Origin of the sequence: Ligilactobacillus sp. 110_WCHN, assembly GCF_030518115.1 — a bacterium.
GTDB classification, from domain to species: domain Bacteria; phylum Bacillota; class Bacilli; order Lactobacillales; family Lactobacillaceae; genus Ligilactobacillus; species Ligilactobacillus aviarius_C.
The window spans coordinates 1-13745 of record NZ_JAULLI010000029.1 but is presented as its reverse complement, the minus strand read 5'-3'; the positions used below and the strand labels follow the sequence as shown (position 1 = coordinate 13745).

The window sequence follows — 13745 nt, the reverse complement described above, 5'->3', positions numbered from 1 at the left end:
TTTTAAAAAAACATTTTCTTTAAATATGTTATCTTGAAGTGTTAAATATGGTTGTATATTTTCCCGTATCCAATCTTTTGTAGGTATGGGTACCTCAAGGGATCTGAAATCCGTTTTGTTAAATTTTTGCTGTGCTGATCCTGATGTGATTGAAAATATTGCATGTTGTCCCCAAAATGATTGGAAGTAAACATAAAGATAATCAGTTAAAAATGTCTTTTCCGATTTTATAAAGATTTGGTTATTACCAACTACCATTGGAATTTTTATAAATGGAGTTCTATGAACACTTCCAACATCGGCTACATTTGAAATTACTACTTCACCACCGGATAAATGTGATTTTTTTAAATAATCATACGATTTTTTATCAATATATTTCTTATTTCCCTCTAAATTATTTTTAAAGTCAATATTTCTAATAAATAATGCATAGTTAGGTTTGTCAAAATATGAAACATTATTCTTTAAAGACTTAAAACTACCGTTTGCCACATGATCAGAGACAGTTATTTCTAGATTGCTAATCTTTTTTAATTTAAACTTATTTAAATTTATTAATTCTGCTAAATTTAATAATAAAATATTAGATAAATTATCATTTAGCTAATAATTGACGGATATTATGTGATGTAATAGTAATAAAAGGAGATATTTACTATGCAAAACAAAGAGTCAGAAAAAATTATTAGAGAAATGTTACCCTATTTGAATAATCAACAATTAATACAATTAAAATCTGTACTTAAAGATCTTATTACTTCTTCAAATAATGTAAAAGAAGGTAGTTCAAAAGATAATAAAGTACTATTGGAAAAGTATTTTGCTGCAAAGAGGGCAGAAGGGTGTTCCGAAAAATCGTTAAAGTATTATAAAGCGACTTTAACTAAAGCATTATCAACAATTGGTAAAAATGCTGAAGAAATTATAACAGATGAATTGAGGAACTATTTAACAAATTATCAAAAGTTACATAGTTCTAGTAAGGTAACTATTGATAATATTAGGCGAATTTTATCTAGTTTTTTTAATTGGCTAGAAGATGAAGATTATATAGTTAAAAGTCCAGTGCGAAGGATTCATAAAGTAAAAGTATCAACAACTGTAAAGGAAACGTATTCTGATGAAGAATTAGAAAAATTACGCGATAATTGTGTTCAAATAAGGGATTTAGCAATGATTGATTTTTTTGCTTCAACTGGAATTCGTGTAGGTGAATTAGTTTTATTAAATCGTAATGATATAAATTTTCAAGAACGAGAATGTGTAGTCTTTGGAAAAGGAAATAAAGAAAGAATTGCGTATTTTGATGCACGTGCTAAATTGCATTTGCAAAAATATTTAGATACTAGAAATGATAATAATCCTGCTTTATTCGTTTCTTTGTATGGTAAGAATACAAGATTGACAATTGGAGGAGTAGAATCAAGATTAAAAAAATTAGGAAAGAAAATAGGAATAAATAAGGTTTATCCTCATAAATTTAGAAGAACTTTGGCAACAACCGCGATTGATAAGGGAATGCCAATAGAACAACTTCAACAATTATTGGGGCATAAAAAGATTGATACAACACTACATTATGCAATGGTTAAACAGCAAAACGTAAAATTAGCACATAGAAAATATATAGGGTGATGAATTTTGAAGGTAAAATTACGTGATTTTGTTGAATTAGTTAAAACGAGAGTAGATATAAAAGATGCAGATGTAGCTAATTATATTAGTACAGATAACATGTTACCTAATCGAGGAGGAGTTGAATTTGGTAATAGTAAATTACCTACTACAAAAACAGTTAATAATTTTATAAAAGGAGATGTACTAATATCTAATATTCGACCTTATTTTAAGAAAATTTGGTTTGCTGATAGAAGTGGTACACGTTCAAGCGACGTTTTATGTTTCAGGGCTACTAATGAAAAATTATCAAAGGAATATTTATATTGTGTTTTACAAAGTGATTCTTTTTTTAATTATGTTATGTCTACATCTAAGGGAACAAAAATGCCACGTGGTGATAAAGAAGCAATTCTTGATTATGAATTTGAATTAGTTTCAAAGGAAAAACAATATGATAAATATCATTCAATTTTACTTCTTGAAAGAAAAATATATTTAAATAATCGTATAAATGATAATTTAGATTCATTACTGACAACTATTTTTGAAAAAGAAGTTAAGAACATTAATTACAGTAAGGCAAATTTGACAGATATTGCTAATTATAGAAACGGATTAGCAATGCAAAAATATAGGCCCAAAAGTAATGAAAAAAGCTTACCTGTTCTAAAAATTAAAGAGTTGAATCAAGGTTTTACTGATTCATCTTCAGATAGATGTTCATCAGAAATCAATGAAGATTTTATTGTAAAAACTGGCGATATTATATTTTCCTGGTCAGGCACACTTCTTGTGAAAAATTGGTTAGGCACAACTGCGGGACTTAATCAACATTTGTTTAAGGTTACTTCAAAAAAATATCCCAACTGGTTTATCTATGAATGGACTAAATATCACTTAAATAAATTTCAAACTATTGCCTCTGGAAAGGCAACAACTATGGGACATATTAAAAGAAGTGATTTAAAAGAATCGCAGGTTTATATACCCAACGAAGAAAAACTAAATAAACTAAATACATTAATGAAACCGATTTATGACAAACGAATCGAGATTATTAGAGAAAATCAACAATTAACTTATATCAAGCAAATTTTACTACAAAAATATTTTTAAGCAGCTAAATTATCATTTATCATCTTAATCACAGAAAGGAGCGTGTTAATATGTCAAAAAACTTTTTGTTAGAGTCAGATATTGAAAATCTTGCATTAGATACTCTAAAAAAAGTGGGTTATACAATTTATAAAAGCCCCAGTTCATCTTTACCTAGCCCAGAAATAGATGCAATGCGTCAAAATGACCACGCTACGGCTTTGCTAATTGATAAAGTAGAACAAGCTCTTCGAAAATTAAATCCAGGATATTCTGAAGAAATTTATCATGAAGCTTTACGGCAGCTTATCCGTTTGTCTGATAATCCTGATATGATGATTAATAATCATTATTTTCACAAGCTTCTTATTGAAGGAATTAGAGTAAAAACGACAATTAACGGCGAAAATCGAACAGAGGTATTATATCCAATTGATTTTAAAAATGTAGAAAAAAATGATTTCATTGCAACTAACCAATTTACCTTTGAGGGAAATAAAGAGCGGCGTCCAGACACAACGATTTTCGTTAATGGATTACCACTAGTCACATTTGAATTTAAGGATGCAAGTAATCCAAATGTAAGTATTAAAAATGCATATCGCCAATTACAAACTTATAAGGAAGATATTCCAGATTTTCTGAAATATAATGAAATCTTAGTAATATCAGATGGAATCAATTCACGTGCCGGTTCACTGACAGCTGGATTTGATCGTTTTATGCGCTGGAGAGAACCTAAAAATGTATCTGTAGGCGACGATTTAGAATTAGAAACAATGATAAAGTACATGCTGAGTCCGAAAGACTTACTTAATTTAGTTGAAAACTTTATCATTTTTGAGACTGACGGAGATAATACAATCAAAATTCTAGCTGCTTATCACCAATACTATATGGTAAATAAGGCGGTTGAAGCTGCTAAGCGAACCCTTAACGATCCTAAAGATAAAAGAATTGGGGTTGTTTGGCATACAACTGGATCAGGAAAAAGCTTATCAATGGTATTTTTCTCAAGTATCGTGGCTAGAAAATTAAATAATCCTACATTATTAGTAGTTAATGATCGAAATGATTTAGATGATCAATTATTTGATACCTTTTCAGCTGCCCATGAATTTCTTCGCCAAACTCCTGAGCATGCGGAATCAAGTGAAGAATTGCGTCAATATATGGATAAACAGGCTGGAGGAATTGTTTTTTCAACGATTCAAAAGTTTTCGCCAAATTTTGATAAAGGTGAGACCGAGATGCCAGTTTTGAGTAATCGAAGCGACATTATTGTTATTGCAGATGAAGCACATCGTACTCAGTATGGACTAAAGGCAAAGTTTACGGAAAATGGTTTACGATATGGTTTTGCTAAGTATTTACGGGACGCCTTACCAAATGCAGCATTTATTGGATTTACTGGAACACCAATTTCCAATGCTGATAAATCTACCGTAGCGGTGTTTGGTAAATATATTGATGTTTATGATATTACTCAGGCTGTTAATGATCATGCAACGGTAAAAATTTACTATGAGAGTCATGTGTTTCCACTTAAATTACGAGATGATGCACAAGAAAAATATCAACAATTACTTAAAGAGGCAAATTTAGATGATGATCCGAATATTGAGGAAAATGCTCGTCGAAATCGAGAATATTCCCGCTTGGAGGCACTAGCAGGGGCACAACCTCGGTTAGAAAGTATTGCTAACCATTTTGTTAACCATTTTGAGTCGCGTCAAAAAGAAGCATTTGGCAAGGCAATGATTGTTGAAATGTCTCGTCGCAATGCTGTTCGACTTTATAACGAAATTATCAAGTTACGTCCTGAATGGGAAAGTGACGATCTAAATAAAGGAAAGATTAAAGTAGTAATGACGTCATCTGCTGCAGATGGACCGGAGATGGCAAAATTTCAAACCAATAAAAGTGAACGGCGTATTCTCCAAAAGAGAATGAAAGATAATAACGATGAGCTTCAAATTGTCATCGTTGTTGATATGTGGTTAACAGGATTTGATGTTCCGTCAATGAATACAATGTATATTGATAAACCAATGAAGGGACACAATTTAATACAGGCAATTGCTCGAGTTAACCGCGTTTTCAAAGACAAGGATAGTGCACTAGTTGTTGACTATATTGGAATTGCTGAAAATTTAAAAGATGCCTTAAATGTATATTCAACGGAAGACCAGGGACAAGTCGGAATCAATATGAATAAAGCCGTAGCTTTATTAAAGGAAAAATATAATATTATTACTAATGATTTCCTATATGGCGTGGATTACTCTGATTTTGATTCTGAAGATAAAACCATCCGGCTTAAGGTGACTCGCCAAGTGGCTAATGAAATTCTTCACGAAGATGAAGAAACACAAAGAAAATTTTTGGACGTAGTTACCGAATTGCAAAAGGCGTATGCATTAACTTCTACTCAACCGGAAGCACAAGTGTATAGTAAAGAAATTGCTTTTTTTAAGACGGTTAAAGTCTTTATTCAAAAGCTAAAACAACCAGATACTGAAGCAAAAGTTGGAGAGCATGTTGATGTAAAGTACCAGATGCAGCAATTGTTAGACCAATCGATTATTTCCGAACCAAACGTTGATTTATATGATGAACTAGGAATTAAACGTCAAAATATTGACTTAATATCAGACAAATTTTTACAAAAGGTTGATAAGATGCCTGAAAAGGATGTAGCAATTACCTTATTAGAGAAACTGCTTAAAGGAAAAATAAAAGCAATGACGAGGACAAATAAGGTTATGTCTGAAAAATTTGAAGAAATGCTTAGGAAATCAATTGACGAATATAATAAACGAGGAATTACAAGTGAGTTAGTTATTCGTAAACTAATAGAAATGGCAAAAAAAATTAATGCTGAACAAGAAAAAGGTAAAAATTTAGGATTAAGCCAAGAAGAAATTGCCTTTTATGATGCTTTAGCAGACCATGAAAAAGCTATTGAAGTCTTAGGCGAAGAGAAACTTCACTTGATTGCGCAAGAATTAGTGAAATTAGTGAAAAAAGAAGCTGGAGTAGACTGGGAAAAACGCCGGAATATTCAGGCTAAAATGCGTGTCGCTGTAAAACGTCTATTACGGAAATATGGCTATCCACCAGATATTGCTCCAGAGGCGGTTAATACGGTTGTTGAACAGGCTGAATTAATGGCTTCAAATGAATAGCTTTAATCGTTAATTAGAGTACAAAGAAGTATTGACTTTTGTTATATAGTTGATACTTCTTTTTTGATATGCAATATTTTATTAATGATAATTCCTCTTAAAATGCTATAATTACACTACTTAAATTAATAGACAAAAATTAAAGGGGAAAAGTATGGAATTTTTAGAGCATTTAAAAAATAACAATGAATTTCCAATAATCTTTATTGGTTCAGGTATAACTCGCCGATATTTTATGGATGCACCCACCTGGGATGATTTGCTTCAGAAACTATGGGAAGAGTCAAATATCGATAGTTCTTACTTAGCTAGATTTAATGAACTTGAAAAAGATAAAAATACAAGTTTTGATATATATACTAACTTGGCAGAAGAGATAGAGAAAAAATTTGATTCAGAATTTTATAATGGAAAAATAACATTGAAAAATCTTTCGCCTGAACAAGCGCATAAAGGAAGAATATCACCATTCAGATGCCGAATAGCAGAGATATACTCTAATCTTCAACTAAAAGATGGCATTGAAGAAGAGCTAGCTTTATTTCAACAAATGCTCCAAAAAGCGAGGCTAATTGTAACAACAAACTATGATGGGTTTATAGAAAAGCAATTTGATAACCGAATCAAAGTCCGTATAGGAAACAAAGGATTATTTGAAAATACAGCTGATATAAATGAATTATATAAAATCCATGGTTCAATAGATGATCCGAACAGTATTGTTATTACTGCAAGTGACTATAAGAATCTTAAAAGAACATCTGCAATAGTGAATGCAAAAATTTTAAGTAAATTAACTGAATCTCCAATTCTATTTTTAGGTTATTCACTTACGGATGAAAATATTCGTTGTTTATTAAAAGATTTAGCAGATAATATGCCATTTTCAATTGAAGATGCGGCTAGGAGAATTGGAGTTGTTGATTATAAAAAGGGTCAGTCAAAGGTTAGCGAAGTAATTTGCGATACATTTGGAGTTCACTATACGCAACTTTCAACTGATAACTATTCTTAAATATATGAAAAAGTTGCTGAAATAGATCAAGGCGTATCACCAAGTGAAATTGCTAAGTATCAAGCAGCGTTTAGAAAAATCATCGATATAAAAGGTAAAAAAGGGGAATTAAAGAATGTTCTTACTTCTTTTGTTAATCTTGACAAATTACCAGATGAATTAAAAAAGCGAAATCTAGTTGTTGCTTTTGGAGATAATAGATATTTATATAAATATCCAAGTTATGCGGATTATGTTAAAAGCTACTTTCTTGAAGAGGATGATATGCCATTAGAAATAGCAATAAAATTTATAACAAATTTATCGCCGCAATCTGCATTACCAATTTCAAAGTATTTATTAAAATTAAAAAATAATGGAGGTATAACTTTAACGGAAAGAGATAAGAACAAAATAAATAATCGTTTAAGAAGATTTGAATCTCTTTCTTCATTAAATGTTAGTGAACCTGGAAATAAATATATTGATAGACTAAAAAAGCTGGATTTTACTCAACCGGAAGAGGTTTTTGAAGACAATGATCTTATGCATCGATTAAAAATTATGTATTTTATTAAGCATATTAATGATTATAGTCAGGAAGTAATAATGAATATGATTAAGTATATTTTAATCAATGAGGACGATAATTTTATAGGTGAGACGAATTGTAGAAAATTATTCCTAGCATATAGCTTAAAGTTCGAAGAAAAATTTGATGAAATTTAGCATAAAAAAGGCCTCAATCGTAGGAGACACCTACGTGAGGCCTTTTTTGTTGGACAACAAAACAAGCATTACAGAACGTAACTGTTTTTTGTTACTTTGATTATAACAATCCATATTTTATTAGTCAAAAGTGTAATTTGGAGGATGCTATAATTTATTTAAGGTATAAAAATAAGGGGATGTTGCAATTGATTATGTGGACGAATCAACCTTACTGCGTTTACCAACAATTAAAGCGAGACGGAATTTTTAACTGTGATTCGCATAAATCCATTCTTTTAGAAGAAGTCAATTTTCAAAATGCATATCAGTGGATGATCGATCAAATGAAAAGAAAAGTTGATGATCCGCCGAAAAACGTTAAGACCCCGATTTGGGCATGGTATCGCAGCAAAAATTATCAACATTGTCGTCCTGATTTTCGTTGGGCTCAAGATTATGAAGATGAAGTCTGTATGGAAATTGATATTCCCGAAAAACAAGTTCTATTAAGTGAATTTGAAGAGTGGCATTTTGTATTAAGTAACAGCTATCTTGCTCCAGCAACAAGCCATGAAGAATATCAACGATTAAATAACTGGTTTGAGAGCTTAACGCCTAAGAAGCAACAACGTGTCAAGGAAAAATCATGGCAGCAAATTTTTGATATTACGATTCGCCGTCAGGATGAATGGACAATGAATGGTGAAATAGTTCAGGGATGCTTTTGGCAATTAAAAATTGATCAGGTGCGGAAAGTTTGGCGTTTGAAAAAGGGCGCAAGGGTGCGCGAAATTAGTTGAAAGTAAACTCGTAACGACTTTAAGTTGTTGCGGGTTTTTTGTTTTAAAATCTGCTTGCAAAAATCAATTTTGAACTTATGAAACTGTTTTGATTGCATAATATTTCAATCCCCGTCTTATTTGCGTTACCCTGAAAATAGAATTAGGACTTAAAGGAGCAATTCAAATGAAACTGGTCAGTTGGAATGTGAACGGAATTCGGGCAGCCATTAAGCACGGATTTGAAGATGTTTTTAAAGAATTAGACGCCGATATCTTCTGCATTAATGAAACGAAGTTGATCGCGGGCCAATTAGATTTGAACTTTCCGGGATACGAATCTTATTGGAATTACGCTGAACGGAAGGGTTATTCGGGAACAGCCGTCTTTACAAAAAAGAAGCCGTTGAGCGTTCAAAACGGAATTGGAATTGATGAGTTTGATGATGAAGGTCGGGTAATCACGTTGGAATTTGACAAATTCTACGTGGTGGCGTGCTATACGCCGAATGCCAAGCCCAAATTGGAACGGCTTGATTACCGGGTCAAGTGGGATAACGCGTTTCGGGAGTATTTACTTAAATTAAAAGCTCAAAAATCAGTTATTTTATGTGGCGACCTTAACGTTGCACATGAAGAGATCGACTTGAAGAATCCTTCGAGTAATCATCACCATGGCGGCTTTTCAAATGAAGAACGCCAAGACATGACGAAACTGTTGGATAGTGGCTTTGTTGACACTTACCGGTATTTCAATCCGGATCAAATCGGAGCTTACTCATGGTGGAGTTATCGGTTTGGCGCCCGGAAGCGGAATGCGGGCTGGCGGATCGATTATTTTATTGTTTCAGATGATCTTAAAGATCAGTTGCAAGAAGCTGCGATTTTAAGCGATGTAATGGGATCAGATCATTGTCCGGTCGAATTAAAAATTAAGTTGTAATTAAAAGAGGTTGTGACTCGTATCACAACCTCTTTGTTTCATGTGAAATTATCTTTATTCAGGTTCAACGTCCGGGGCTGGGACATTTTTAAGTTGGCGAAATCCCGGTAACAGTTGCATGACAATGAAACTGATCAAATAAAGCCCTGATAAGAACATCATGGTAACCTTCAAGTTAAAGTATTGCATCAATAATCCGATGATGAATGATGAGAACCCACCGATTGCCCGGCCGACATTCATGATCAGGTTATTGGCAGTCGAACGGATTTCAGTTGGATAAAGGCGACTGATAACTGCGCCATATCCGCCAAACATTCCATTTGAGAAGAAACCAATTAACATTCCCGCAAGAATCATTGTTAAGGCGGTGTGAGCGGCAAGGATAATGAAAAGGACGCATGCGGACCCAATTAAGAAAATGCTGAATGCAGCTTTCGCACTGAACTTATCCATGATATAGCCGAAAACGACCATTCCAAGGCTCATTCCGATAATTGTGGCAATCATCCAAATTGAAGATTTTGAAACAGAAAGCCCCTGCTGTTTTTGAACGATTGATGGTAACCAGTTCATTAATCCAAAATAGCCGGCAATTTGAACGATCGTCATGACCATTAACCCTAACGTTTGAAAGGTTAACCGTGGAGTTGCGAATAAACGGGTAAACGAAATTTTGCGATGGTTCTTTTGGGCATCTTCCTTCGCGGTTAAGAATTCCTGACTTTCAGTTAAGTGCCGGCGGACAAAGTAAGTCAAAATTACCGGAATGATTCCGAGGAGGAAAAGGGCATTCCAGCCAAAGTGCGGAATGATAAATGAAGCGGCAAGGGCAGCGAAAATCGCCCCAACCTGGCCGCCAATTGCGGCAACCGAAGTCATGCGGCCAACTTGCTTGGTTTCAAAGTTTTCAGCAATTAAAGCCATCCCAACGCCGTATTCACCGCCAGCCCCAATTCCGGCTAAGAATCGTAAAACATAGATTACGGGCAGCGAGTGGGCAAAGAACATTGCGCCGGTTGCGAATGCGAAGATAAAAATGGTATAGCTGAATGTTTTGATTCGCCCAATTTTATCACCTAATAAACCAAAAATTGCACCGCCGAATAACATTCCCAGGTTAGTCATCGTTCCAATCAAGCCAGCCGCTCCTTGCGAAATATGGAGGCTGGCAATAATCGGGGTTAATGCAAATGACAAAAACATGATATCCATGTTTTCAAGTGAAAATCCGGCCGCCGTTGAAGCAATCGTCCACTTTTGATTCCTGGTCATTTTTCCAGCTGTGCAATCATTTTTACTATTCAATTTAAGTCCCTCCAAAATCGATGCTCACGGGCATCATTTATTTTTCAAAGAACGATTATACTCTTTTTGAGAGCCAATGGGAAAAAAATTTTTAAACTGATTTAAAATGTATTTTAAATATTGACTATAAATTGCATATTTTTAAAGTATACTTTAAAAATGCGCCGGTTCTAATTGAAATTTATAAAAGCAGGGTAAAGGTTAATCGCAACGAAAAAGTGTAATCTGAAAAGGAAAATGCTACAATAAAAAGGCATTAAATAAATGAGGAATTATAACTATGAACGAAAAATTTAAACAGTATTTTAAAGAACAGGGATTTAACGAATTAACGCCAATTCAGCAAGCGACGCAAGCACCATTGCAAGCTGGCGAAAATGTTCTGGGGATTGCACCGACTGGATCAGGAAAGACCTTAGCGTATGCGTGGCCATTGCTTGAAAAGGTAATGCCTGGAGATGGAACGCAATTGATTGTAATGGCGCCTTCACAGGAACTGGCTGCCCAAATCACAGAAGTTATTCGTGAGTGGGGAAAATTGATTGGCCTCAATACGATTTCTTTGATTGGCGGGGCTAACATTAAACGCCAAATTGAACGGTTGAAAAAGCATCCGGAAGTTGTCGTTGGAACGCCAGGCCGGATGTTACAGTTGATCGAACAACGAAAATTACGATTGCATAAAGTAATTGCAGCCGTAATCGATGAAGCGGATGAAATGCTTCAGGAAAAAGAATCAATGGATACAATTCGTGATATTTTGAGTCATGCTCCATCAGAAATTCAGTTAGTTTTCTTCTCCGCAACGAAAGCGCCGGTTTTTAATGAATTTCATCAATGGTTTGGAATTGAACCGCAAGTGATCGATGTTTCTGATCAAGATATTACTGGGGGCCAGGTTACCCATTATTTGTTGGAAACCCCAACGCGTAAACGGGTTGATATGTTGCGGAAAATCGCCAATTTACCTGAAATGCACGCCTTGGTCTTTTTCAAACAAACGGCAACGCTTGAAGAAGTTTACCAGAAGCTGCAACATCATCATATTCCGGTTGCAATGTTAAGTAGTAATGGGCGGCAAACAGAGCGGCAACAGGCATTAGTTGCATTGAAAAAGGGCAAATTGACCTTTATTTTAACCACTGATATTGCAGCCCGGGGAATTGATATTCCGGGATTACCAGCTGTTATTAATTATGATATTCCGAAAGACCAAACGACGTATATTCACCGGGCCGGACGAACTGGTCGGATGGGTGCGCCAGGAGCAGTTCTGAATTTAGGAAATGAACATGAATTACGCAACTTTAAACAGTTCATGGATCAAAGCAAACTTGATATTCAGAACGGGATTCTTTATCAGGGAATGCTTTATGGCGAAGAGGCAATGGCTGATCTTGATTTGAAGAAACGGCGCCAACACCGGAAGCCAGTTGCTAAAAATGAGGAACAACCAAAAAAGAAAAAGAAGAACCGGAAACGGAATCGAAAGAACAAGGGAAAGCCATCTGCTCATAAGAAAAGATAAAAAATAACCGTGATCGTTAAACGCGACCACGGTTATTTAATATTCAATTATTAATCATTGTTTTTGATCCGCTTTGAACGGGTTGTGTAAAGCGCCCATGCAAAGATTCCAAAGACTAACGGACCAGCAACGGTTGCTGCGGCGCCAACCCAATCTTTTTCAATAAATGGTTGGATGATTGTAAAGCCGTTTGCAATTGCAAGGGTGATCAAGGTAATTGTTACGATCACAAGCATTGTTTTCCGACTGTGGAAAGCTTCAAACGGCCGGTCAAGGTCTTGCCGCTTCTTAAAGAACGGAAAGGCCGCAACCAAGAAGAGGTATGGCAATGTTGATGCAACGTTACTCATTGAAGTTAAAAGGTTGAACAAGAACTTTGAATCTTGGTGAATCAAAGTTGATGCGATCGCAACCCCACCAATAATGACACATACGATTGCGGTTTGAACCCAAAGCGCAAATGAAGGCATGCCTTTTTTGTTTAACTTTGTAACTTTTTCTGGCCAAAGTTCTTTTGGTGAACCCATAATGAATGACTTCAATGGTGAGTAGATCAAAACGAAGAATGAACCTAAGTAAGCACATAACATTCCAATCGCTGATAACCGTGAGAAGACCGTTCCCATTGTCAATGCAGCGTGCGTTGATAGGTGGAATGCTTTTCCTAATTCTAATCCAAGGTTTTGCATCAAGACGTATGTAATGTTACCTAAGTTTACGTCAGGATGATTAATAACATGATTCCAGTTGGTTGTAATTCCCCAAAGGAAAATGTTTAATGCATAACCGATCCCGATAACGATCGTACTGATAATGATTGCCCGTGGGAAAGTCTTTTCTGGTTTATCTAATGAATCAGTGACTCCACCCATTGATTCAAGGCCGCCGTATGCGAAGATTGCGTAAATCATGAAGCTAATCATTGCAATCGGTGATTGGAATTGTGGGTTAACCGACGTTGCAAATTGTGAAACGTGTTGAATTGGTTGAGCCAATTGAAAGTGATTCTTGAATAAGATAAAGACACTTGAAAGAATCAATGTCACGTTAAGCAACATAACAGCTAATCCACCAATTGATGAAATCTTGGCAATTGTATCGATTCCGTGGTTAACGAGCCAGGTAATTGCAATTACACCGATGATCGAAATCAATGCAACCGTTAAAGTTGAATTTAATCCGAACAGATGCCATGTGTTTGTTGTATCATGGCCGAAGATAATGGTTGAAATCGTGATACAGATCTTTTGAGAAACCATTACTTGCCAAATTACCCACGCGGATAACCAAATAAAGGTAGCAATAAATGACCATTTTTCACTGATTGAGGCATCAAGCCATGAGTAAATTCCACCTTTACTTTCTTTTAAAGCAGAACCGTATTCAGCGTACATCAAACTACTTGGAAGGAAGTAGAGCAATGCACCTAAAATGTACCATAGGATCGCACCGTATCCCATTTGCATAAAGGCAACCGGTGTATTGGCAAACCCGAAGATCGTTGAGAAGATCATCAGGACTAATGCACCAGTTGTGATTTTCTTTGCATTGTTGTTTTCGCTCATCTAATAATTCT

General features: G+C 34.9%; 11 protein-coding genes. 8 read left to right on the top strand and 3 right to left on the bottom strand.

The window, feature by feature from the left end; all coding sequences use genetic code 11:
* Positions 1–495: restriction endonuclease subunit S (locus tag Q3C15_RS08160; RefSeq protein WP_302704916.1), on the bottom strand; the 495-nt coding region annotated here is incomplete at its 3' end.
* A 165-nt stretch (positions 496–660) separates the two neighbouring features.
* Between Q3C15_RS08160 and xerA the strand changes: the two genes are divergently transcribed.
* The 7 genes from xerA (at position 661) to Q3C15_RS08125 (ending at position 9333) form a co-directional block, all read left to right on the top strand.
* On the top strand, positions 661–1638 hold the full coding sequence (gene xerA, locus Q3C15_RS08155; RefSeq protein WP_283573379.1) for a site-specific tyrosine recombinase/integron integrase: 978 nt from the start codon (positions 661–663) through the stop codon (positions 1636–1638).
* A 6-nt stretch (positions 1639–1644) separates the two neighbouring features.
* Positions 1645–2739, top strand: a complete 1095-nt coding sequence (locus Q3C15_RS08150; RefSeq protein WP_283577302.1) for a restriction endonuclease subunit S — start codon at positions 1645–1647, stop codon at positions 2737–2739.
* 50 nt (positions 2740–2789) lie between these two features.
* Complete coding sequence (locus tag Q3C15_RS08145; protein WP_302704915.1) at positions 2790–5906, top strand: type I restriction endonuclease subunit R; 3117 nt, start codon at positions 2790–2792, stop codon at positions 5904–5906.
* Positions 5907–6060: 154 nt separating this feature from the next.
* On the top strand, positions 6061–6921 hold the full coding sequence (locus Q3C15_RS08140; protein WP_302704914.1) for an SIR2 family protein: 861 nt from the start codon (positions 6061–6063) through the stop codon (positions 6919–6921).
* 264 nt (positions 6922–7185) lie between these two features.
* Complete coding sequence (locus Q3C15_RS08135) at positions 7186–7629, top strand: hypothetical protein (RefSeq protein ID WP_302704913.1); 444 nt, start codon at positions 7186–7188, stop codon at positions 7627–7629.
* A 194-nt stretch (positions 7630–7823) separates the two neighbouring features.
* Complete coding sequence (locus tag Q3C15_RS08130; RefSeq protein WP_368045397.1) at positions 7824–8411, top strand: DUF3841 domain-containing protein; 588 nt, start codon at positions 7824–7826, stop codon at positions 8409–8411.
* Positions 8412–8577: 166 nt separating this feature from the next.
* Entirely contained in the window at positions 8578–9333 is a 756-nt protein-coding gene (locus Q3C15_RS08125) for an exodeoxyribonuclease III (RefSeq protein ID WP_302704911.1), read from the top strand.
* Between the two features lie 54 nt (positions 9334–9387).
* Here Q3C15_RS08125 and Q3C15_RS08120 read toward each other — a convergent pair whose 3' ends face one another.
* Entirely contained in the window at positions 9388–10608 is a 1221-nt protein-coding gene (locus Q3C15_RS08120; RefSeq protein ID WP_283573650.1) for an MFS transporter, read from the bottom strand.
* 313 nt (positions 10609–10921) lie between these two features.
* Between Q3C15_RS08120 and Q3C15_RS08115 the strand changes: the two genes are divergently transcribed.
* Positions 10922–12169, top strand: a complete 1248-nt coding sequence (locus tag Q3C15_RS08115) for a DEAD/DEAH box helicase (RefSeq protein ID WP_302704910.1) — start codon at positions 10922–10924, stop codon at positions 12167–12169.
* A gap of 50 nt (positions 12170–12219) precedes the next feature.
* Here Q3C15_RS08115 and yjeM read toward each other — a convergent pair whose 3' ends face one another.
* Positions 12220–13734: a glutamate/gamma-aminobutyrate family transporter YjeM gene (gene yjeM / locus Q3C15_RS08110; protein WP_302704909.1), complete on the bottom strand. Its 1515-nt coding sequence runs from the start codon at positions 13732–13734 to the stop codon at positions 12220–12222.
* Positions 13735–13745 lie beyond the last annotated feature (11 nt).